23 protein-coding genes are annotated in these 23,716 nt (G+C 51.6%); 20 read left to right on the top strand and 3 right to left on the bottom strand.

Going from position 1 to position 23,716, the window contains the following annotated elements; translation table 11 throughout:
* Positions 1–29 precede the first annotated feature (29 nt).
* Positions 30–1,811, bottom strand: a complete 1,782-nt coding sequence (gene pnpS, locus EDC33_RS06725) for a two-component system histidine kinase PnpS (RefSeq protein ID WP_124010588.1) — start codon at positions 1,809–1,811, stop codon at positions 30–32.
* On the bottom strand, positions 1,808–2,506 hold the full coding sequence (locus tag EDC33_RS06720; RefSeq protein WP_040105160.1) for a response regulator transcription factor: 699 nt from the start codon (positions 2,504–2,506) through the stop codon (positions 1,808–1,810). The genes pnpS and EDC33_RS06720 overlap by 4 nt, the downstream gene beginning before the upstream one ends.
* Before the next feature lie 223 nt (positions 2,507–2,729).
* On the opposite strand from EDC33_RS06720, the gene EDC33_RS06715 reads away from it, so the two are divergent.
* The 11 genes from EDC33_RS06715 (at position 2,730) to EDC33_RS06665 (ending at position 14,739) form a co-directional block, all read left to right on the top strand.
* Positions 2,730–6,401: a nitrate reductase subunit alpha gene (locus EDC33_RS06715; protein WP_124010587.1), complete on the top strand. Its 3,672-nt coding sequence runs from the start codon at positions 2,730–2,732 to the stop codon at positions 6,399–6,401.
* Positions 6,391–7,944, top strand: coding sequence for a nitrate reductase subunit beta (gene narH / locus EDC33_RS06710; protein WP_040105158.1), 1,554 nt, complete (start codon positions 6,391–6,393; stop codon positions 7,942–7,944). The genes EDC33_RS06715 and narH overlap by 11 nt, the downstream gene beginning before the upstream one ends.
* Positions 7,937–8,515, top strand: coding sequence for a nitrate reductase molybdenum cofactor assembly chaperone (gene narJ / locus EDC33_RS06705; protein WP_040105157.1), 579 nt, complete (start codon positions 7,937–7,939; stop codon positions 8,513–8,515). Before narH ends, narJ begins: the two co-directional genes overlap by 8 nt.
* Complete coding sequence (gene narI / locus EDC33_RS06700; protein WP_040105156.1) at positions 8,508–9,182, top strand: respiratory nitrate reductase subunit gamma; 675 nt, start codon at positions 8,508–8,510, stop codon at positions 9,180–9,182. Before narJ ends, narI begins: the two co-directional genes overlap by 8 nt.
* Before the next feature lie 51 nt (positions 9,183–9,233).
* On the top strand, positions 9,234–9,692 hold the full coding sequence (locus EDC33_RS06695; RefSeq protein WP_170156369.1) for a GAF domain-containing protein: 459 nt from the start codon (positions 9,234–9,236) through the stop codon (positions 9,690–9,692).
* Complete coding sequence (locus tag EDC33_RS06690; protein ID WP_124010585.1) at positions 9,685–10,716, top strand: sensor histidine kinase; 1,032 nt, start codon at positions 9,685–9,687, stop codon at positions 10,714–10,716. Before EDC33_RS06695 ends, EDC33_RS06690 begins: the two co-directional genes overlap by 8 nt.
* Before the next feature lie 11 nt (positions 10,717–10,727).
* The gene (locus EDC33_RS06685) at positions 10,728–11,378 is read left to right on the top strand and encodes a response regulator (protein WP_124010584.1); all 651 of its coding nucleotides are present in this window, start codon (positions 10,728–10,730) and stop codon (positions 11,376–11,378) included.
* Positions 11,379–11,393: 15 nt separating this feature from the next.
* On the top strand, positions 11,394–11,927 hold the full coding sequence (locus EDC33_RS06680; RefSeq protein WP_094906734.1) for a hemerythrin domain-containing protein: 534 nt from the start codon (positions 11,394–11,396) through the stop codon (positions 11,925–11,927).
* Positions 11,928–12,037: 110 nt separating this feature from the next.
* On the top strand, positions 12,038–13,216 hold the full coding sequence (locus EDC33_RS06675; protein ID WP_124010583.1) for a nitrate/nitrite transporter: 1,179 nt from the start codon (positions 12,038–12,040) through the stop codon (positions 13,214–13,216).
* 10 nt (positions 13,217–13,226) lie between these two features.
* Positions 13,227–14,228: a ThiF family adenylyltransferase gene (locus EDC33_RS06670; RefSeq protein WP_124010582.1), complete on the top strand. Its 1,002-nt coding sequence runs from the start codon at positions 13,227–13,229 to the stop codon at positions 14,226–14,228.
* Positions 14,229–14,238: 10 nt separating this feature from the next.
* The gene (locus EDC33_RS06665; protein WP_124010581.1) at positions 14,239–14,739 is read left to right on the top strand and encodes a MogA/MoaB family molybdenum cofactor biosynthesis protein; all 501 of its coding nucleotides are present in this window, start codon (positions 14,239–14,241) and stop codon (positions 14,737–14,739) included.
* A 20-nt stretch (positions 14,740–14,759) separates the two neighbouring features.
* Here the strand turns inward: EDC33_RS06665 and moaC are convergent, their stop codons facing one another.
* A complete protein-coding gene (moaC, locus tag EDC33_RS06660) occupies positions 14,760–15,242 on the bottom strand; it encodes a cyclic pyranopterin monophosphate synthase MoaC (RefSeq protein WP_040105149.1) in 483 nt (160 codons plus the stop codon).
* Between the two features lie 62 nt (positions 15,243–15,304).
* Here moaC and EDC33_RS06655 point away from each other — a divergent pair, with 62 nt between their 5' ends.
* From EDC33_RS06655 to EDC33_RS06615, 9 genes are all read left to right on the top strand, one after another.
* Positions 15,305–16,561, top strand: coding sequence for a molybdopterin molybdotransferase MoeA (locus tag EDC33_RS06655; RefSeq protein ID WP_124010580.1), 1,257 nt, complete (start codon positions 15,305–15,307; stop codon positions 16,559–16,561).
* Positions 16,558–17,025: a molybdopterin-guanine dinucleotide biosynthesis protein B gene (mobB, locus tag EDC33_RS06650; protein ID WP_124010579.1), complete on the top strand. Its 468-nt coding sequence runs from the start codon at positions 16,558–16,560 to the stop codon at positions 17,023–17,025. The genes EDC33_RS06655 and mobB overlap by 4 nt, the downstream gene beginning before the upstream one ends.
* Positions 17,012–17,455 (top strand): molybdenum cofactor biosynthesis protein MoaE, encoded by a 444-nt coding sequence (locus tag EDC33_RS06645; protein WP_124010578.1) that lies wholly within the window; start codon positions 17,012–17,014, stop codon positions 17,453–17,455. Before mobB ends, EDC33_RS06645 begins: the two co-directional genes overlap by 14 nt.
* 1 nt (position 17,456) lies before the next feature.
* The gene (gene moaD, locus EDC33_RS06640) at positions 17,457–17,690 is read left to right on the top strand and encodes a molybdopterin converting factor subunit 1 (RefSeq protein ID WP_124010577.1); all 234 of its coding nucleotides are present in this window, start codon (positions 17,457–17,459) and stop codon (positions 17,688–17,690) included.
* A complete protein-coding gene (gene mobA, locus EDC33_RS06635; RefSeq protein ID WP_124010576.1) occupies positions 17,687–18,265 on the top strand; it encodes a molybdenum cofactor guanylyltransferase in 579 nt (192 codons plus the stop codon). Before moaD ends, mobA begins: the two co-directional genes overlap by 4 nt.
* A 12-nt stretch (positions 18,266–18,277) precedes the next feature.
* Positions 18,278–19,300, top strand: coding sequence for a GTP 3',8-cyclase MoaA (gene moaA / locus EDC33_RS06630; RefSeq protein ID WP_040105143.1), 1,023 nt, complete (start codon positions 18,278–18,280; stop codon positions 19,298–19,300).
* Positions 19,301–19,350: 50 nt separating this feature from the next.
* Complete coding sequence (locus tag EDC33_RS06625) at positions 19,351–20,922, top strand: ATP-binding cassette domain-containing protein (RefSeq protein WP_124010575.1); 1,572 nt, start codon at positions 19,351–19,353, stop codon at positions 20,920–20,922.
* Positions 20,922–22,538, top strand: coding sequence for an ATP-binding cassette domain-containing protein (locus EDC33_RS06620; protein WP_124010574.1), 1,617 nt, complete (start codon positions 20,922–20,924; stop codon positions 22,536–22,538). The genes EDC33_RS06625 and EDC33_RS06620 overlap by 1 nt, the downstream gene beginning before the upstream one ends.
* A gap of 63 nt (positions 22,539–22,601) precedes the next feature.
* A complete protein-coding gene (locus EDC33_RS06615; RefSeq protein ID WP_124010573.1) occupies positions 22,602–23,453 on the top strand; it encodes a DegV family protein in 852 nt (283 codons plus the stop codon).
* The last annotated feature ends 263 nt before the right edge of the window (positions 23,454–23,716 follow it).

Here is a 23,716-nt window from a genome sequence, read left to right as displayed (position 1 = left end):
TGGCCGGATGTTGATGGACACAACCGTTTCTATTTTTCTTCCTGCTTTTTCGGCAGTATGACGGTGAAGGTTGTGCCTTCACCTTCGCGGCTCTCCACTTCTATTTCCCCATGGTGGGACTCTATCAGGTGCTTGACTATGGCAAGGCCGAGTCCTGTACCACCGGAGTGGCGGGAACGGGCCCGGTCCACACGGTAGAAGCGTTCGAATATGCGGGGGAGGCTCTCTTCGGGGATACCGATGCCATCATCCTTGATGATGAGTCGGACCTTTTCGACATTCTCCTTCAATGAGACTGTGACAGTACCGCCTTCGGCAGTATAGTTGATGCCATTACCCACCAGATTGAGTATGATCTGTCTGAGACGGTCTTCATCCCCTTGGAGATATACATCCTTTGATGGGTCGGGGAGCACCAGCCTCGTCTGCTTCTCTTCGATGGCCCCCTGCAGTGTAACGGACACTTCGTGGACAAGTGCTGTCATGTTGAGTGTTTCAAGGTTCAGCGGCATCTTCTGCCTTTCAATCTTGGAGAGGTTCAGAAGATCCCTTATGAGTCGGTCGAGTCGCTGGCTTTCATCGTGTATGATCTTGAGGAACTGCTTAGTTGTTTCCTCATCGGTCACTTCCCCGCTCATCAGAGTCTCCGAGAACCCCCTGACGGAAGTGACGGGGGTCTTCAGTTCATGGGATACATTCGCAACAAAGTCGCTGCGCATCTTTTCGAGCCTTCTTATCTCTGTAATGTCGTGGAGGACGACGATCACACCCCGCTGCTGCCACCCTTGGCCATAATAGGGGGCGAGATGGGCATCCATGATGCGTTCCTGAGGGTAATAGGAGTGGACTTCTTCATGCACCTTTTCATTGGTCTCAAAGACGGCATGTATGTGCGGACTGAGGGCGAAGCGCTCACCCACCTTTTCATAGGGCTGGCCGATGAGGTTGCCTTTGTGCTGGGATAGGAATCGCTCCATCGCCGAGTTCAGCAGTTCAACCTTCCCATCCTGGTTGACGAGCATGACGCCGCTTACCATGTTGGAAATGATGCTCGTAAGCTGCTGTTCGTTCTCCTCGATTTCCTTCATCTGCCTCTGCAGGCTTGCAGCAAGTGCATTGATGGACTGGGAGAGGTCGCCGATTTCCCCTTTCGCCTCCGTGTTCACCCGGCTGCTGTAGTCATTCTTCCTCAGGCGGGAAGTGACATTCATGATGCTGTCGATCGGGCGTGTAATGCTCCTTGCGAGCATGGTGCTTGCGATGGCGGCGATGAGGAACATCAGGCCGAGGGCAATCGACAGGCTGAACCACAGCCGATTCATGGCATCATCGATGACGCCGAGGGACAGGGAGGTCCTGACTGCTCCTACAGTCTCGCCTTCGGAAACAAGCGGCAGGGCGACATACATCATATTGAAGTCCTGTGTTGTACTATAGCGGATTGATTCTCCGAATGCCTCATCCTGCTCCAGCACATCCTGTATTTCAGGACGGTTGAAATGATTATTCATCTCTGCAGGGTCGTTTTCGGAATCGGCAAGGACCACACCTTCCGTATCAACAACCGTAAAGCGCATCTGTATGGGCTGTTCAAAGTTCTGGATGAGTTCCTGCAGCTGTTCGCGTTCACCGTAGCTTTCCGAGGCGACGATGAGCTGGGTGACCATCTCTGCATTTTCGACGAGATGGTTGCGTGTCATATCGGTATAGGCATTCTTCAGCAGAGCTGCCAGGAAGAAACCGAGGATGAAAATCAGGACGAGGATCAGGATGAAGAAGGCGGAAGCAATCCTGAACCATAGCCGCTTCATTCTGCCGGAACCTCAAGCTTGTATCCGAATCCCCGGATGGTCCGGATGTAGGCCGGGCGTTTCGGATCGGCTTCGATCTTCTCGCGCAGATGACTGATATGGACATCGACGATCCGTGTATCCCCGTCATAATGGAAGTCCCACACACCGTTCAGCAGCTGGTCGCGGCTGAGCACTTTATTCTTATGGTTTGAAAGGTAGAGCAGCAGCTCGTACTCCTTTGGGGTGAGTACGAGCTGTTCACCGCGGGCGTACACATCATAGGTGTCGGTATGGATTTCGAGTGCCCCGAGCTTGATGACTGAAGATGCATCATCGGGTGCCTGCTGCACCTGTGTCCTGCGGAGGATCGCCTTGACGCGGGCGACGACTTCCCTTGGGCTGAAGGGTTTTGTCATGTAGTCGTCTGCGCCGAGCTCGAGACCAAGGATTTTGTCGAATTCCTCATCTTTTGCCGTCAGCATGAGGATCGGGGTGTCGACCTTCTCCTGCCTGAGTGTCTTGCATACATCCATCCCATCCATGCCGGGCAGCATCAGATCCAGTACGATCAGATCAGGTTTCTCAGTCAGGGAAAGGTCCAGGCCCTGACGCCCGTCCTCCGCCGTAATCACTTCATATCCGGCCTTTTCCAGATTGAATTTCATCAATGTAACAATGGATGGCTCATCATCCACTACGAGGATCTTATGCACAGTAATAGCTCCTTCCATATAGATCGGTTTTTTATGTCTAATTATCTCAGCCGTTATATTTTACCATGGAGTCACAGAAAATTTGAAAACTTTACATACTTGTCACAATCTTTTTATGCCTTTTTGGAAAAGTAGGAATTTCCCTAATATCATTCTTTCTGAAACAGTCAGATAATGGATATATCTTAGAGTCATAGTAGATATTCTGATAGGAGTGGCACAGATGAAGAAATTGTTCGGTCTGAAGTTTTTCGAACCAACGGAAAAATTCAACGGTAACTGGTCAATAATGGAAGATAAGAGCAGGGAATGGGAGAAGATGTACCGGCAGCGCTGGAGTCACGATAAGGTCGTCAGGACGACCCACGGGGTAAACTGTACAGGCTCCTGCTCCTGGAAGGTATTCGTCAAGAACGGCATCATAACATGGGAAAACCAGCAGACGGACTATCCTTCCTGCGGTACCGATATGCCGGAATATGAACCGCGGGGATGTCCACGCGGCGCCTCCTTCTCATGGTACGAATACAGCCCGATGCGCATCAAGTTTCCATATATGAGAGGCAAGCTGTGGCGTCTGTGGCGGACGGCACTCGAAGAACAGGATGATCCGATCCAGGCATGGGCAAGCATCGTCGAGGATGAAGAGAAGGCAAAGTCCTACAAGCAGGCAAGGGGCATGGGCGGCCACGTGCGCGTCACGTGGAAGGATGCGACGCAGCTGATCGCGGCCCAGCTCATCTACACGATCAGGAAATACGGCCCTGACCGCATTGCAGGATTCACGCCAATTCCTGCAATGAGCATGATCAGCTATGCAGCAGGTTCAAGGTTCATCTCTCTGCTCGGCGGCGAGATGCTCAGCTTCTACGACTGGTACGCAGATCTTCCGAACGCCTCACCTCAAATCTGGGGCGAACAGACGGATGTTCCGGAATCGGCGGACTGGTACAACTCCAACTATCTGATGATGTGGGGGTCGAACGTACCGTTGACCCGCACACCGGATGCCCACTTCATGACGGAAGTGAGATACAAGGGGACGAAAATCGTTTCTGTGGCACCGGACTATGCAGAGAACGTCAAATTCGCGGATAACTGGCTTGCTCCGAATCCGGGCACGGATGCAGCACTCGCACAGGGAATGACGCATGTCATCCTGGACGAGTTCTATCATCAGAGGCAGGAGCCGATGTTCATAGATTATGCGAAACGCTTCACCGACATGCCGTTCCTGATCATGCTGGACGATTTCCAGGATACTCTGAAGGCGGGAAGGTTCCTGAGGGAAAGCGATCTTGGCATCGAATCCACGAACGCAGAGTGGAAGCCCGTCATCCTGGATGGCAACACGGATCAGCTGCTCGCTCCCAATGGCACGATGGGACAGCGCTGGGAAGACGGCAAGCAGTGGAACCTCAGACTTGAACAGGAGGATGGTTCAATCATCGATCCGGCGCTCACTGTCGAAGGACATGATGCTGAAGTGATCGAAGTCGTATTCCCGTATTTCGACAATGCCGGCAACAGCGTATTCAAGCGTCCGATCGCAGCACGCAGAGTGAAGCTTGCGGACGGTACGGAGCGCTATGTGGCGACAATCTACGACCTGATGACCAGCCAGTATGGCGTCAACCGCTTCGGCACTGAAAATGAAGCGCGTGGCTATGATGATGCTTCCTGCATCTATACGCCAGCATGGCAGGAAGAGATCACCGGTGTGAAGCAATCTCTCGTCATTCAGATTGCACGTGAATTTGCACAGAACGCAGTCGATACGGACGGCCGTTCCATGATCATCATGGGTGCCGGCATCAACCACTGGTTCAACTCCGACACGATATACAGGGCGATCTTGAACCTTGTGATGCTGTGCGGCTGTCAAGGCAAGAACGGCGGCGGCTGGGCACACTACGTCGGACAGGAGAAGGTGCGTCCCTATGAAGGTTGGGGACATGTCGCATTTGCGAAGGACTGGCAGGCACCACCGCGCCAGCAGAATGCAACGAGCTGGTTCTACTTTGCTACAGAGCAATGGAGATATGAAGAGGCTGGTGCAGATGCACTGCAGTCTCCGACAGCAGAGAAGATCGACTACAGGCACCCTGCGGACTACAACGTACTTGCAGCGAGACTTGGATGGCTGCCGAGCTATCCGCAGTTCAATAAGAGCAGCCTTGACTTTGCCAAGGAGGCCGCTGCCAAGGGGGATGACTCCGATCAGGCCATCATCGACCTCGCAGTCGATCAGCTGAAGAATAAGGAAACACGATTTGCGATTGAAGATCCGGGTGCGAAGGAGAACCACCCTAAAACATTGTTCATCTGGCGCTCCAACTTGATCTCCTCTTCTGCGAAAGGGCAGGAGTACTTCATGAAGCACCTGCTCGGGGCCAAAAACGGCCTGCTCGCCACACCGAACGATGAATTCATCCCTGAAGAGATCGAATGGCGCGATGATGTCGAAGGGAAGCTCGATCTCATGATCGCACTCGACTTCAGGATGACGGCGACACCGATCTATGCGGACATCATCCTGCCGGCGGCGACATGGTACGAGAAGCATGATATTTCAAGTACCGACATGCACCCGTTCATCCACCCGTTCAATCCTGCGGTCGACCCGCTGTGGGAGTCGAAATCCGACTGGAACATATTCAAGGACCTGTCGAAAAGGTTCACCGACATGGCGAAAGAACATCTGCCGGGCAAGCATAAGGACCTTGTCACAGCACCATTGGCCCATGATACGAAACAGGAGATCGCACAGCCGCTCGGCCATGTGAAGGATTGGTCGAAAGGAGAGGTCGAAGCCATTCCTGGGCAGACGATGCCGGGAATGAAAGTGGTGGAGCGGGACTATACGGAAGTGTACGACAAGTTCATCACTGCCGGACCAAAGTTCAAGACGAATATCGGGGCACATGGCATTTCATTCGATGTGAGCGACCAGTACGAGGAACTGAAGGATATGCTCGGAGTCTATACCGACGGTACGATCAAGGATGGCCTGCCGAAGATGGGCACAGCAAGGAATGTTGCCGATGTCATCCTCCATGTTGCTTCCTGCTCGAATGGTGAAGTGTCCAGGAAGTCCTATGAAAACCTGCAGAATCAGACGGGCATGTCGGTCACAGGCATTGCAGCCGAGCGTGAACATGAGAAGATCACCTTCAAGAACATTACCGCACAGCCAAGGGAAGTGCTGCCGACTGCAGTGTTCCAGGGCTACAACAGACCAGGCAAACGCTACAGCCCATTCACGATAAATGTTGAGCATAACGTACCGTTCAGGACACTGACAGGGCGCCAGTCATTCTATTTGGACCATGACATGTTCCTGCAGTTCGGGGAGGCGCTGCCGGTCTATAAACCGACGCTGCCGCCGATGGTGTTCGGCACAAGGGATAAGCAGGTCAAAGGAGGCGTCGACAGCCTCGTACTGAGGTATCTGACGCCGCACGGCAAGTGGAATATCCACTCCACATACCAGGACAACCTGCACATGCTGACGCTCTTCAGGGGCGGACCGACAGTGTGGCTCTCCAGGCTGGATGCAGAAGCGCACGACATCAACGACAATGATTGGCTTGAAGTTTACAACCGCAACGGCGTGGTCAACGCACGGGCAGTCGTTTCCCACAGGATGCCTAAAGGGACGATGTTCATGTATCACGCACAGGACAAGCATATTGAGATGCCGGGTTCTGAAATTACGGATACAAGGGGCGGCAGCCACAACGCGCCGACGAGAATACACATGAAACCGACACAGATGGTCGGGGGATATGCCCAGACAAGCTACGGTTTCAACTACTATGGACCGATAGGGAACCAGAGGGATGTGTATGTGGCAGTAAGAAAAATGAAGGAGGTCAATTGGCTTGAAGATTAAAGCGCAAGTAGCAATGGTGATGAATCTGGACAAGTGCATTGGATGTCATACGTGCAGTGTAACGTGCAAAAGTACATGGACGAACCGACCGGGTGCAGAATACATGTGGTTCAATAACGTAGAAACGAAACCGGGGATCGGTTACCCGAAACGATGGGAAGACCAGGAACATTATAAAGGCGGCTGGAAACTCAAGAACGGCCGTCTGGAACTCAAAAGCGGCACGAAACTTTCAAAGATTGCGCTCGGGAAGATCTTCTACAACCCGGATATGCCTGAAATGAAAGAATACTATGAGCCGTGGACGTACAATTACCACGATCTCATCACTAAAGAAGAGGGTGAACACAGCCCTGTAGCGAAGGCCCACTCGGTCGTTTCCGGAGAAAAGATGGACCTCGAATGGGGACCGAACTGGGAGGATGACCTTGCCGGCGGCCACATTACAGGACCAAAGGACCCGAACATCGAAAAGATCGAAGAGGAAATCAAATTCAACTTCGAGCAGACATTCATGATGTACCTGCCACGACTGTGTGAACACTGCCTGAACCCGAGCTGTGTGGCAAGCTGCCCTTCAGGTGCTATGTACAAGCGTGATGAGGACGGCATCGTACTCGTCGACCAGGAAGCCTGCCGCGGCTGGCGCTACTGCATGACCGGCTGCCCATACAAGAAGGTGTACTTCAACTGGAAGACGAACAAAGCTGAAAAATGTACATTCTGCTATCCGCGTGTAGAAGCGGGGCTGCCGACTGTATGTTCAGAAACTTGTACAGGCAGAATGCGCTACCTCGGCGTCATGCTCTATGATGCAGACCGCGTACTCGAAGCGGCGTCCGTTGAAGATGAGCAGGCATTGTATGAAGCGCAGCTTGACCTCTTCCTCGATCCGAATGACCCTGAAGTGATCGAGCAGGCGGAACGCGACGGCATCTCAGCAGACTGGATCGAAGCAGCCCAAAGTTCACCGGTATACAAACTGGCGGTGGAATACAAGCTTGCATTCCCGCTCCACCCTGAGTACCGCACGATGCCGATGGTATGGTACTGCCCGCCGCTCAGTCCGATCATGAACTACTTCGAGGGCAAGGACTCCATCAAGAATCCGGATGCAATCTTCCCGGCAATCGAAGAAATGCGGATTCCACTGCAGTACCTGGCGAACATGCTGACTGCCGGCGATGTGGAACCGGTTAAAGGAGCGCTCCAGAAGATGGCGATGATGAGACAGTACATGAGGGCCATCTCAAGCGGCAAGGACTTTGATGAAACAAGATTGGAACGTGTCGGCATGAATGCCAATGTAACAAAATCTCTGTATCGCCTATTGGCGATCGCCAAGTACGAAGACCGCTTCGTCATACCGAGTTCCCACAGGGAGCAGTATGCAGACCCATACCGTTCACAGGGCAGCAGCGGCTTCGGTTTCGGCGGATCGGACTGTGACGGATGTGGACCATCCCTCGCTCAGGCGTCAGTAGCGAAATCTGGTAAGGAAGTCTATGAAGAGAACTTCTACGGGGGAATATGGCGTGATTAATCTCGAAAAATTATATGAATACAAAGAATCATTCGGCTTTTTTGCCAACCAGCTCACATATCCTGAAAAGCTGGATTTTCACCCAAGGGAATTCGAGGGGGCTTTCTGGGAAAGCCACCCCGCCTACCCTTATGTTCAGCAATATTGGGAGGATATGCATGAAATAGGACTGGATGACATCCAGCAGGTCTATACTCAGACATTCGATTTCGACAAGCATACGAATCTCTATATGACGTATTTCAAATTCGAAGACCAGAAAGAGCGCGGGCAGATGCTCGCGAAGCTTAAGGTACTTTATGAAATGTTCGGCTTGAAGATGCCGGACAATGAACTGAGCGACTACCTGCCTTTGATGCTCGAATTCCTCTACGCCGCAGACTGGCGTGGGGATGACCGGGCGAAGGAGAGCATGGCACTGCTCATCATGGTGCTTGAAGACGGCACCTACCATATCATCCAGGCGCTTGAAAAGAATAAAAGCCCATATTTCAATCTGATCAAAGGATTGAGGGAAACGTTCAAAGCATGTGTGGAAGTGTCGGAGAAAGAGGGCGTGGAAAATGATTGACCAATTTCTATGGGTGATTTTCCCATACCTGTGTGTCGCGGTTTTCGTAGTCGGACACATCTGGCGGTATAGGATTGACCAATTTGGGTGGACCGCCAAATCGAGCGAGTTCATCGAGAAGAAGCAGCTCATGATCGGGAGCATCCTGTTCCACTTTTCAGTCATTCCTGTCTTCTTCGGCCACCTGGTCGGGCTGCTTATTCCTGCGCGTTGGCTGGAAGCAATCGGTGTGACTGAACACCTCTACCATATCGGGGCTGTATATGTCGGTGGGTTCTTCGGTGTCGTCATGCTCCTCGGCATGATCATCCTCACCTTCCGCCGCATCACGAAGACATCGGTACGGAGGTTGAGTTCAGCATCGGATATCACAGTCAACTTTCTGTTGCTGTTCATCACTTTCATCGGCGTGTATGCAACGCTCGTAACAAATGCGGTGGTGACCGATTTCGACTATCGGGCCTCGATTTCTGTCTGGCTCCGGGGACTGCTGATCTTTTCACCTGATGCAAATCTGATGACGGATGTACCATTGACCTTTAAAATACATGTATTAACCGGATTCCTGATTTTTGCACTATGGCCTGCAACACGTCTTGTTCACGCATGGAGCCTGCCTTTCAACTATCTGGGCAGAAGCTATGTCGTCTACCGTAGGAACAGATAGCAGAAGGAAAACATGGCAGAGGGGATCTCCTTGAGATGGAGGAGTAGTATGATGGTAGAGAAAACAGAATCTGTCCTGATGGACATGAAGGAAACATTCAATTTTAATATAGTTGCGCTGACGGATGTGAAGAACAGACGTGGCCAGTATACGGTCAAATGGAAGTATAATGTGGGGAGCACTAATTCCAGGTGGAGGAAAATTGCGCTCCCCACCGGCAGAGGTGTGCCCGGGGCGGTCATGAAGAGCGGCAAGACGATGGTTGTCCAGGATATATCAGAAACGGAGATAGCGATGAGCCTTTTCCGCTATCCCATACTCAGGATGGAGCATCTGAAAAGCTTCATCGCCTTTCCGATATGGAACGACGATGAAGAGGTTATAGGCATTCTGCTGATGGGTAATAGAAGGGAAAGGGCGTTTACCGACACAGAGTATAAAGCAATCAAACAGTATGTAGAAACGACCCTCAGACAACAAATATTGAAAGAGCTGATGGTTAATGAATAATACAAGCCTGGTCAATTTGCTTGAAGCAATGTTCCACCAGTCAAAAGAAATGATACTGTTCGTCAACAATGATGGAGAAATCGTATATATGAATGCCCATGCCGCAGCCACACTGGATGATACCAACTATGACAAAAGCCAATTTCAGCATATATGCACACATTGCCAGGGCATGTATGCTGCCGGGGGGCGTGTGGAGTGCAACAACTGCTATCTGCATGTCGATGAAAAGGTGACCTTCCAAGTATATATGCGCACGAGGGAGGGCGATGTTGTACCCTTCATCGCCAACTTCCAGCGCATCGACCCGGAAAACGACATCAGTGTGTTCACGCTGAATCCATTGTCCGAGCAGCTCAGGACGCAGGAGATCGAGCACCAGAAGAGGCTGACGCAGCGCATCATCCATGCACAGGAAGGTGAGCGGAAGCGCATATCGAGGGATCTGCATGACGGCGTCACCCAGGAGTTGCTCAATGTGCTTCTGGAGATGCGGCTCTTCAAGTATATCGATGACCGTGATGAACTGAACGAAAAGATGATGAAGTCGGAGGATTCCCTGAGCCGGCTGCTCGATTATGTCAGGAACATCTCCGTAGAACTGCGTCCGGCGAGCCTCGACGACCTGGGTATAGAAGCAGCGCTCAAGACACATTTCAAATGGATCGAAAAGCAGTATGGAATCACTGTGGACTGCACGCTCGACATCCAGCGGAAGCGCTTCAATCCGGAAGTGGAGACGGTGCTCTACCGGATCATCCAGGAAGCGATATTCAATGCTGCCAAATATGCTGAAGTGGATACGGTCAATGTAAGGCTTGAGGAAATGGATGACGGAACAGGCCCACATGTCCATTTCGAAATTGAAGATTCCGGCCTGGGCTTCCGGACCGGGGACACTCCGATTGGTACAGGTCTCGGCCTCTTCGGCATGTCGGAAAGGGCCAGCAGCGTGGGCGGCACTGTCAGCGTCGACAGCATGCCCGGAAAAGGCACCAGAGTCTTCGGTTCCATTCCAGTATAGGAGGAGATAGCATGAAAATTGTCATTGCTGATGACCATGCAGTAGTCCGCACAGGCTTCAGCATGCTGATCAACTATCAGCCGGATATGGAAGTGGTCGGCACGGCAGCTGACGGCAGACAGGCTTTCGAAAAGGTGAAGGAACTCGGGCCGGATGTGCTCCTGATGGATCTCAGCATGCCTCCAGGAGAGTCCGGCCTTTTTGCTGCCAGCCGCATCCATGATGCATTTCCTGGTATAAAGATACTTATTCTGACGATGTATGACGATGAGGAATATATTACGCACACATTCAGGAGCGGGGCAAAGGGGTATATTCTTAAGAACTCTCCAGATGAGGAACTGATCAAGGCAATCAGGAAAGTCCACGATGGGGAAAGGTATATCGACCCGGTCCTTATGGATGAGAACATGGAAAAGCTTCTGAATGATGAAGAGTTCCCGGAGAAATTGGGAGAACCCTTCAGCATCCTTACGAAGCGGGAGCTGGAAATCCTACCGCTGGTCGCTAAAGGCTACGGCAATAAGGATATAGCAGAAATGCTGTTCGTTTCAGTCAAGACGGTGGAAGCGCATAAAGCAAGGATCATGGAGAAACTGAGCCTCTCCACACGCCCTGAACTTGTAGAATATGCCATGAAGAAAAAGTTGATAGATTTTTGAATGTAGGTGAATGGAATGGTAGAGCAGGAACAGTTTCAATTTAAAGTAAAAGCATTGCGTGTATTGGAGAATGAGCACAGGTACCTGAAATATCTGATGAATGAATGGTTCCAGCTGGTGCTCAAATTTGAAAACGATGATGTCAAAAGCCGCCTCGAAGGACTCATGGTCATAAAGGATCTGAGGGAGAAGCTGACGGCGTTCGAGAAGCCCCTGAAGCGTCATCAGGCAAAGGAGGAGCAGTATTTCTTCCCGATGCTCGGTGCCTACATCGGACTGGAGCAGGGACCGATCCTCTCAATAGAGGAAGAGCATCAGGAGATCGATGCCTATATCCAACACTTCTTCCATCATTCGATGCACGATATGAATGAAATGTCGCTCGACAGCATGAATGAAATGGTAAAGGATGTCATGGAAGCATACGAAGTGCTGATGGTACATATGGTGAAAGAGGAGTCCGTGCTGTTTACGATGGCCGATAAAGTGCTCAAGGAAGTCGACGAAGAAGTGCTTCTGGAGCAGGTGAACACCCTGATTACCGAATAGGGACCCCGCTGCCCAAATGTAGGGTTTTCCCTTCTTACAGAGATTGCCAACAGATTATATAATACATTTGTATAATAAATCACAATCTAAAGTAAGTGAGGTTAGTCCGTATGAATGAAAAAATGGGTAAAAAACAGCTTATCCTCCATACATTCAGCCTGCTCGCTGGATTCATGGTATGGACACTGCTGGCGCCGCTATTCCCCGAAATTGTAAAGGATATACCGGAAGCTGCAGAACAGCAGGCGCTCATCGTTGCGCTGCCGGTAATACTTGGCTCCGTATTGCGCATACCTTTCGGTATATTCGCAAATAAGACAGGCGCGCGCACAGTATTCCTATTCAGTTTCATATTCCTGCTGATTCCCGTATTCTATCTGAGTATTGCAAGCACTGTAACGGATCTTATGATCGCAGCCGTATTCCTAGGTATCGGTGGTGCAACATTCAGTATTGGTGTTACAAGTCTTCCTAAATACTATCCAAAAGAGAAGCATGGTTTCGTAAACGGTGTATATGGAATGGGCAACATCGGTACTGCGGTGACGAGCTTCGGGGCACCTGCATTGGCACTCGCCTTCGGCGGCTGGCAGGCAGCAGTACAGACCTATCTTGTAGTACTTGCACTTTTCGCCATCCTGCAATTTATATTTGGAGACAAGCAGGAGAAGAAGGTGAACCTTCCGCTTGCGAAACAGTTCAAGGAAGTCATCAGGGACTACAAGTTCTACTTCTTCAACCTGTGGTACTTCATCACATTTGGTGCATTCGTCGCGTTCGGCCTCTTCCTGCCGAGCTTCCTTACAAATGAGGAACTGTTTGGTCTGACCACGCTTGATGCAGGTGTCAGGACAGCGGTATTCATCATTATAGCGACACTGCTCAGGCCGGTGGGCGGGATGATCGGCGACAAGTTCAATGCACTGCATGCCCTGATTATCACTTTTGTTGGACTGGCAATTTCCGGGCTGCTTCTGGCCTTCACGTACAACTTCATCTTCCTGTTTACAGTGGGCAGCCTGCTGGCTGCAGTATGTGCAGGAATCGGGAACGGTCTCGTATTCAAATTCGTTCCGACATACTTCTCCAAACAGGCGGGCATCAGCAACGGATTTGTTGCCATGATGGGCGGACTTGGAGGCTTCTTCCCGCCGATAGTCATCGACCAGACGCATAATCTAACAGGGAGCTATGCGCTCGGGTTCATACTCCTGGCCGTATTCTGTATCATCGCCTTGTTTACAATGTTCTACATGAATAGTAATCTTAAGAAAAATGAACTGGCATGAGAGTGATAATATGGAACGTTATTCGAGACAGATGCTATACAATAAAATAGGAGTGGAAGGACAGCGCCTCATCGCGTCCCGTACGGTACTCATCGTCGGGACCGGGGCGCTTGGTTCTCTTTCGGGTGAATTGCTGGCACGTGCCGGGGTAGGGAAGCTCATACTGATCGACCGTGATTATGTGGAGTACTCCAACCTGCAGCGCCAGACGCTGTACACGGAAAAGGATGCAGACGAGAAGAAACCGAAAGTGATTGCAGCCAAGGAAAGGCTGCTGGAAATACGTCCGGATCTTGAAATCGACGCCCACATCGCACATTGTGACGGGCCGCTGCTTGAAGATCTCGCAGAGGAGGCGGATCTTCTTCTGGATGGCACCGATAATTTCGATACACGCCTTCTGATCAATGATGTGGCCTACAAGTACGGCAAGCCATGGGTGTACGCGGCATGTGTGGAGGCTTCCTACAGCAGCTGCGGTTTCGTCCCGGGGGCGACGCCCTGCTACCGCTGCCTCGTGCCGGTGCTGCCGACGACCACATTGACATGCGATACAGCCGGCATCATCGCGCCGGCTGTCCAGATGGCAGTGGCCGAACAGGTCACCACAGCGCTGAAGATATTGACGGAACAGTACGAAGCGCCATTCTACATGCGTATCGGGAATGTATGGGATATGGATCATATGAAATACCGCATCGACGGTATGAAGGAGGCATCCTGCGAAACATGCGGGGAAGCCCCGACCTACCCGGCCCTTGATATGAAGGCTGATGTGGCGATGCGCCTGTGCGGGAGGGATACGGTCCAGGTGATGGATGACCGGATCACCGAAGCAGCGGTGGATCATGCGGTAGGCCGTCTTGGCACGAAGGTGAACCGGACTCCGTATTTCCAGGAATTCCAGTATGACGGCTACCGGTTCGTATGTTTCAGGAATGGGCGGCTCTTGATTCATGGACTGGATGAAATGAACAAGGCGAAAACACTCGTCAACCAACTGTTTGGCTAGGAGGATATCTATGAGCATCATCGGCAGAATCGATCGGGACATCAAAGTGGGCGTCATCACCATCAGTGATACGCGGACGAAGGATACCGACAAAGGCGGACGAAAGGTCATTCAGCATCTGGAGACGCTGAATGCTGTCATTGGGGAGGGCGACTACATGATCGTAAAGGACGACGCCCTTGAAATCACAGAGGCCATCGAGCATATGGTCGATAGTGGACTGGATGCCGTCATCACGACCGGGGGCACGGGCATCGCCCATCGGGATGTGACGATCGAAGCGCTGCGTCCGTTGTTCGACAAGGAAATCGAAGGGTTTGGTGAGATCTTCAGGATGCTGAGCTTCACTGAAGATATCGGGTCACGGAGCATCCTCTCGCGGGCTGTGGCCGGGACGATGGGGCGGACAGTCATCTTTGCACTGCCCGGCTCCACAGGAGCGGTGACGCTTGGCATGGAGCGGCTGATCGTGCCTGAGCTGAACCACTTTGTACATGAACTCAACAAATAAGGCGTGCCCGCGGGCACGCCTTATTTGTTGATATGGTAGTCTCCGGACTTTCCTCCGGTTTTTGACAGGAGCGCCGTCTCATGGATGACCATGCCCTTGTCGATGGCTTTGCACATATCATAGACGGTGAGGGCGGCGGCACTGGCTGCGGTCAAGGCCTCCATCTCCACGCCTGTCCGGCCGGTCGTTTTGACCGTCGCCTCGATATGAAGGAAATGGCCGTCCTCAAGATCCCAATGGAACGATATATCGACGCCGGAAAGGGGGAGCGGATGGCACATCGGGATGATCTGATGTGTGTTCTTCGCTGCCATGATGCCTGCAACCTGTGCCACTGACAGGACATCCCCCTTTTTTACCTTGCCGCCGGTAATTGCCTGATGGATTTCCTCGGTTACGCCGAGGATGCTTCTGGCGGCGGCTGTACGGGTCGTCACTTCTTTATCTGATACATCGACCATGCGGGCTCTGCCCTCCGGGTTGAAATGAGTGAATTCCGACATTTGAATCTTCCTTTCTAGTACAATGAGTATAACAGAATCTACAAGACGAAAGTAGTGATGATATGAATTTGAATCGTACACCCATCCCAGTGACGGAAGCAGTGGAGCGGGTCGTGGAACGCATAAAGCCACTGTCTGTCGAAACGGTTTCCCATACAGAAAGTTATGGCCGTATTCTTGGTGAAGACTTGAAGGCGACCATGGATGTGCCGTTGTTCGACAAATCTGCGATGGATGGTTTCGCAATCCGCGCAGCAGACAGTTCGGGGGCATCCGGGGAAAATAGGGTCGAATTTGAAGTCGTCGCCGAGGTCCCGGCCGGTTCGACAAGCGACTACGAACTGAAGCAGAATGAAGCCTTCCGCATCATGACGGGTGCGCCGGTCCCAGAGAGTGCCGATGCAGTCGTCATGTTTGAGCAGACGCGGCAGGCGGGAAATACATTTACTGTAAGGAAATCATTCAATGCTGGGGAAAACATCGCCATCCGGGGTGAGGAGTGCAGGGAGGGCGAAAAGATAGTGCCCGAGGGCACCTTCATCAATCCAGGCGCTGTGGCAACATTGGCAACATTCGGCTATAAGCATGTGAAGGTATACCGTCAGCCGATTGTCGGGATACTTGCGACCGGCAGCGAACTGGTGGACATCGATGCCCCGCTTAAGCCCGGAAAGATAAGGAATTCCAACGGACCGATGATTTTGAGCCAACTGAAACGGATGAATATCGACGGACGCATGTATGCACTGGAGGCGGATGATTTTGATGCGCTCCTCGGAAGGGTGCGCGAGATGCTCCAGGAAGTGGACGCGATCATCACGACCGGCGGTGTCTCCGTCGGCGATTATGATCATCTTCCGAAGCTCTACGAAGCACTGGGTGCTGTAGAGTTGTTCAATAAGGTCGGCATGCGGCCGGGCAGCGTCACGACGGTGAGCATGCTCGATGATACTCCGCTCTTTGGTCTGAGCGGGAATCCTTCGGCCTGCTATACCGGTTTCGAGCTCTTCGCGAGGCCGGCTCTCCTCAAGATGATGGGGCACGACCGCATCCATGCGCCGATTCTTGATGCGGTGCTTGATGGAGACTTCAAAAAGGCGAACCCCTTCACCCGCTTTGTCCGGGCTGAGATCGACTACCGTGACGGCCGGGTATATGCCAGACCAGCCGGCTTCAACAAATCGAATGCGGTCACATCGATTGCCAGGAGCAACGGCATCATCGTCCTGCCCGGGGGCACGAGAGGCTATGAAAAAGGGGACGGTGTCAAAGTCATGATGACCGACATGACGACCGGCACACCGCAATTCGACCTATGAAGGTTCTGCAGGTCGTCGGATTCAAGAATACCGGCAAGACGACCCTGATCCAGCGTATGGTTGCGCTGCTGAAATCAAAAGGTAAACGGGTGGCAGTCATCAAGCACCACCATCTGGATAAAGGTGTCATCGATGCAGGTACAGATACAGGCAGCTTCCTTGAAAAAGGGGCAGATTTCACAATACTCAATACGCCGAATATGTCGGTGCGGACTGAAAATGTACAGCCGTCCCTGGAGGCTCAGATGATGCAGCTTGCCGGGGAGGTCGATGTATTATTGATAGAAGGCTACAAACGGGAGGAATACCCCAAAATCGTACTCACCCACTCTTTTACGGATGGTCACACAAATGTAGATAAAATAGGCCTCCGGAATGTTTTAAAGCATGCTGATATGCGGTATGATGAGGGTAATATTATCCAATGGTTTGAAGAATGGAGTTCTGATGATGAAACAGTTTGAAGTAGTGGATGAGCCGATTGACATCAATCGGTATCACGAATATACAATAGATGAAAAGCAGGGCGCCGTATGCATGTTCACCGGACATGTCAGGGAGTGGACGAAAGGGACACGGACCGTCCATCTGGAATATGAAGCATACAAGCCGATGGCGGAGAAGAAGCTCGCCCAGATCGGGGAAGAGATCAGCGAACGCTGGCCGGGAGTCCGGACGACGATTGCACACCGTGTCGGAAAGCTTGAAATTTCGGATATTGCGGTCGTCATCGTGACGAGTGCCCCACACAGAAAAGACAGCTACCGCGCCAATGAATATGCCATCGAGCGCATCAAGGAGATCGTCCCCATCTGGAAGAAGGAAGTATGGGAAGACGGAGAAGAATGGATGGGCGACCAGCGCCAGTATCATCCAAGCTTGGAGGAGAAATGATATGAAAGTAATGCTGTTTGCAGGATTGAAGGAAAAGGTCGGGGAAAGCCGGATTATACTGGATGGCCCCAGCGCCATGACGGCCGGCGAATTGAAGCAGGCAATATACGCGCAGTTCCCATCACTCGAGGGGGATGTGTTCCAGGTGGCCTGCAACGAGTCGTTCGTCAAGGATGACCAGGTCATAGATGACGACGATGAGGTTGCACTGATTCCGCCAGTGAGCGGTGGATGACGGAGACAATCGGCATCGTGTTGGCCGGGGGCAACTCAACGCGTTTCGGAGAGGACAAGGCATTCTTCGAACTGGAGGGCAGGCCGATGTACAAGCATGCTCTCGATGCCCTCGTCGAATCCGGGGAGTGCGACCGGATAGCGATCAGTACAAATGCACGTCTGAAAGCACACTTCAACGGCCATCAGACGGTTGTGGACCATCCTGAATTCCAGGATCAGGGTCCCCTCGGGGGACTCTTTGCATTGGCGGAAGCTTTTCCGGGACAAAGGCTCCTCGTCGTAACATGTGACGTCCCCTATGTGTCGCCGTCCTGGCTGCAGATACTGCATGACCGGGCGGTCGAGCATAAAGATGCGATCATCGTTACGAAGGAAGCCGAACGCCTCCACCCGCTCATTGCCGTGTACCAGGGCAGCGATCTGTCGAGAACCATCAGACAGCTGCTGGAAGAGAATCGGCGGAGCATGCGTGCTTTATTTGAAAAGAAGGAAATGATCGAAGTGGATGCAGCGCTTCATGACATCGATAACGGAACGTTCATGAATATAAACAGAAAGACGGACATTCACTGAGGAGGAATACCTATGGTAGAAAGCATTACAGATAAATTTGGCAGGCCGATCCGTGATTTGAGGATATCAGTGACTGACCGTTGCAACTTCAGGTGCAGCTACTGCATGCCGAAGGAGATTTTCGGGGACGATTTCGAATTCATGAAGAAGGACGAGCTCCTTTCATTTGAAGAATTGGAGCGCATCGCAAAAATCTATGCGTCACTCGGTGTCAAAAAGCTGCGGATCACAGGGGGGGAACCCTTGTTGAGAAAAGATCTGCACGAGCTGATCGCCCGGCTCAACCAAATAGAAGGCATCGAAGATATCGGAATGACGACAAACGGGCTGCTGCTCAAGAAGCATGGCAAGAAGTTGTATGATGCGGGGCTGAGAAGGCTCAACATCAGCCTTGATGCGATGGATGATGAGCTGTTCGGTCAGATCAACGACCGCGGCATCGGTACATCGAGGATCATCGAGCAGATCGAGTATGCCATATCCCTCGGCTTTGAAATAAAGATCAACATGGTTGTCCAGAAAGGCCTCAATGAACATGAGATACTCCCTATGGCGCGGTTCTTCAAGACGATGCCCGTCACGCTCAGGTTTATAGAATTCATGGATGTGGGCAACGATAATGGCTGGAACTTTGATAAGGTGATCACGAAGAAGGAAATTCTTGCGATGCTCGAGGACGAGTTCGATATTGAACCCCTGAATCCCGCCTACTATGGCGAAGTGGCAAAAGTCTACCGCCATAAAGATGCAGAATCCTATCTTGGCTTCATTACAAGTGTTTCGGAAAGCTTCTGTTCCACATGTACACGCGCGCGGCTTTCATCCGACGGCAAGTTCTATGGCTGCCTGTTTGCTGTGGAAGGTTTCGACATCAAGCAGATTATGCGGGAAGGCATTTCAGACGATGAACTGGTTGAAGTGCTGACAGGTGTATGGAACAAGCGCGATGACCGGTATTCGGATCTCCGGACCGAGATTACAGCGGAAAACCGGCGCAAGAGGAATAAAATCAATATGAGCTATATAGGCGGCTGATCAAACGTGGAGTATACCTTCACGTTTTTTGTCGACAGGAAGGGAATAATATGAAGCTGAACATGCCAAAGAAATACCTTATATTGTATGCCCTCATGTCCGCACTTGGAGTTTCAGCATTCATCATGTTCGGACATCATCTGTCCATGATGCTTGAGGATATCGTAATGGAGGGCGCTGCCCCGGGTGTCGACGGCCTGATGTGGGTGGCCCTGTTCTTCCTTCTTTATGCCCTGATGTCTGCACTCTACAAGGTTGTCGGAGCACGTGTGGCGAATTCAAGGATTGAAGCACTTGCTGGCCGGGTGGTCTCCACTATAGACGATCAGACGCGGAAGCATTCTGAGTCGATGCTCAACGCCATCTTCGTACATCTCGAGAAATATCGGCCATTCGAGAAGGTCTTCATCCCGACAGTCATCCAGACGATGGTCAAGCTTACCGTCATCATTGCTGCGATGTTCCTGATCCACAGGAACGCAGCCTTCATCATGCTGTTTACGGCGCCGTTCGTTCCGCTCTACTATGTGCTTGTGGGTCTCCGCACCAAGGATGAATCGGAGGCGCAGGCTGCCCAGTTCGATGAGCTCGGGACACTTTTCCTCAACCTCATCAGGGGAAAGAACACGGTGAGGCACACCGGGGCTGAAAATACGGTGATCGGGAAGCTCAAACAGTACAACGAAAGATATGTCAGGGAGACCATGCATATTCTGAAGTATGCCTTCCAGTCCACACTGATGCTTGAATTCATTACGATACTCGGCATCGGACTGATTGCACTGGAGGTTGGACTTCAGATCATCATATTTGATGGCATCACATTCTATGCGGCGTTCTTCACCCTGCTGCTCGCGCCTGAATTCTATAATGCGCTGAAGGTGCTCGGCATCGAGTTCCATAATGGCAAGCTTTCGCAGGGTCATCTGGAACGCATCGAAGAGTGGCTCGCCACTGACTCTGCCAGGGAGGACTACAGAACATTCGGAGCCACCTCCGATTCGGTTGCACTCGAAGGTGTCTCGCTCGGCTACGGTGAGGATATGCTGCTGGAAGATGTCGATATGACATTGCCGAAGACGGGATTCGTCGCCATCACCGGACCGTCCGGCATCGGCAAAAGCACCTTCATACACATGCTGCTTGGACTGCATCCGCCGGAGCAGGGTACAGTCGCCCTCTCCAATGAGGATATCGGATATATTTCAGATGAAGTCTACTTCTCCGACACGACCATCCATGATTATGTATCGGATGGCGAGTATGAGGAGCAGGAAGTTGTCCATATACTGGATCAGCTCGGACTGATGGACAGCCTGGACAACCTGGAGAAAGGGATCCATACACCGATAGTGAACCACAACATCCCCCTCTCTGGCGGGGAAATCGTCAGACTCAAGATTGCGCGCGTCCTGATAAGGCGCCCCAGCATCATACTGATGGATGAGCCGACGGAATTCCTCGACGCTACGACTGAAGCGCTCATCATGGAGCACTTGGCGGAACTCAAACAGGAGGCGGCGATCGTGGCAGTCGTCCACCGGAGGAAACTGCTCAATATTGCAGACCGCCACTATACATTCAGCAACAGGCAGATCACCCTCGCGAAAGGGGCATCGTGATGGAATTTTTAAAGAATGAAAGAAAGCAGATACTCTACAGCATCATCCTCGGCCTCTCGGGCGGTCTTGTCGGCATCGCGCTATTTGGCCTCAGCGGCTACATGATCAGTCTGAGCTTCTTTGACCCGCCTTTTTTCGTCATCATACTGATCATCGCAGTCATCAAGCTTTTCGGAATGATGAAAGGGGCATTCAAGTATATAGAACGCCTCCTTTCGCATGAGGCGACCTTCCAGCTGATCGGGCGGCTTCGGCTGGATTATTTCAGGAGTACGATCCGCACCGGCAGGAATACGCATAGCGTAAAGTTCATCCAAAGGCTGAATCAATATTTCGAGCAGGTGGAGAACTATTATATACGGATCATCTATCCCTATATCGTAGCCGTACTGATCTCACTGCTGCTCATAGTGCTGTCGATCTATTTCGGTCCTGCTTTTGCGGCGCTGGCAGGAGCAATTGCACTCACACTGCTATTCGCCATCCCCAAGATGTTTGAAGGAAGGATGGCAAAAGCACTCGAGGCAAGGGAAGCCACGGATGATGCACTTTACGGAAAACTGTACCACTTCATCCATGACTATACCGATTTGTGGGTGACGAAGAAAGCTGACGCACAAAGGGAAGGACTCTCCCCTGAACTGTGGGCCATCAGAAGAAACGAGGACCGGCTCGCCGCATACGAAGCGATGATGCAGTTCATCGCCCAGGCAGTCCAGATTGCAGCCATCGTTCTGATCATCGTCCTGACCTATGAAGATACGCCGCTTTGGGTACCGATGGTGATGCTCATTGCCTTGAGCTATTTCGACCTGATAATGCCCGTGATGAATCCTGCCAGCCAATATGGAAGGGTGAAGTCGGCAGTTGCCGAACTGGAGACGGATGTCCCTGCTTCTCAACAGCGGGACATTGGGGCGGAATTGACGGCCATCCGGGCGGACGGTCTGAACTTCCGCTATCCGAATGCATCATTGGATGTACTGAAGGATATTTCTGTGACATTCAAAAAAGGGGAGAAGCATGCAATCATCGGCAGCAGCGGTTCAGGAAAGACGACGCTGATAGAGCGCATCATCCATGCAGATCCTGCAGTCACTGTGTACAGCGGGGGCAGCGAAACAGATTACGGGGCACTGGCCGGCAATGCCTCGATCATGCCCCAGCAGCTGGATTTCTATAATGCGACTGTAATGGATAATGTCACTCTGTTTGGCCATATCGACAGGTCACCGGAAGAAGTGGCGGCCGATCTGGAAGAGATGGGGATGGCATACTACAGTCCTGATACCCCCATCGAATTCACCGGCAGACTGTCGGGTGGGGAACAGAAACGGCTGCATTTCATCCGGATGCTGGCAGAAGATAAGCCATGGTGGATCATGGACGAACCGACGGCACGCCTGGATGACAGTCTGAAGCAGAAGGTGTGGGACCGCATACTGTCAAAGCCCACCCTCATCATCAGCACACACGATCTCAGCAGACTCGAATCATTCGATTTCATCCATTATATGGAGCAGGGGCGCATCATCGAATCGGGCTCATATGAAGCCCTGATGAAGGAGAAAGGTGCCGTCCATCAGGCGGTACAGCGCTTCAGGGATTATTTATAGTATTATATGGGAGTAAATGCTACACTGGTTGAAACATTACGCGGTACGAAGGAAGGGATTAATATGAAAAAGATAGCAGTGGTGACGGATTCCGCCTCGGGCGTCGATCAGGCATACAGGGAAAAGCATGATGTCAAGGTGCTGCCCATGTCTGTCATCATCGATGGCGTCGCCTATAGGGACGGCATTGATGCGACGACTGAGGAAATCTATGACATGCTGAAAGAGAGCGGGGAAGGGGCAAAGACCTCCCAACCGACAATAGGGGAATTCATGGAGATATATGAAGCGATTGAAGCGGATGATGAGTATGAAGCTGTCATTGCAGTACATGCGTCGAGTGAACTGACGGGGACATACCAGAGCTCGCTCAGTGCTTCGGAAGACATGTCAAAACCTGTATATGTCATCGATTCGCGCATCGGCAGCTATCCGATGAAGCAGATGGTCGAACATGCGGTGGAGTCGAGGGAGTCCGACAAGGATATTGAAGAAGTGGTGGAGGAAATCAGGGAGATGACCAGAAGCACCCAGCTCTACCTTCTGCCGCAGAGCTTCAGCCAGATGAGGAAGAGCGGACGGGTATCCGCTTCCCAGTCCATGCTCGCCTCCGTCCTCAACATCCACCTGAAGCTCGAATTCGATGACGGCAAAGTAGTTATCGGAGAGAAACTGCGCACGAAAAAGAAGATATACAATGCAGTGCTTGCTAATCTTGAGGAACACGTAAAAGAAGAGGGAGTGAAGACGCTCGGCCTCGTACATGCGGGAAGTGCAAGCCTGGTGGACGAATGGAAGAAGAAGATCAAGGAAAGGCTGCCTGATGTCAACCTGATGGTAGAGCCTCTGGTAACTGTAGCCGGCGTGCATACCGGACATGGTACAATTGGATTTGGATTTACAAAAGGCCGATAGGATATGCGATTCGGAATCAGTTCCGGATCGCATTTTTTTATGCAAACAAGGAAGCGGGAGTGCCGGAAAACGTCGCTTCGACATAAAACCTACATATTATATAGTTTGAAAAGTGATTAGATGTAGCAAGGAGAAAAGTGATTATGGTAAAATGACTATAATTATTAACTTTTGGGAGGTGACTACAATTGGGAAGGCGGATTTGAAATTTCATGTGCCGACTGAGATGTTAGAAGAGAATCGTTACCCTGTTTCAGAAAGCA

This window comes from Salinicoccus roseus, assembly GCF_003814515.1.
GTDB lineage: Bacteria > Bacillota > Bacilli > Staphylococcales > Salinicoccaceae > Salinicoccus > Salinicoccus roseus.
This window is presented reverse-complemented; position numbering and strand designations above follow the sequence as displayed.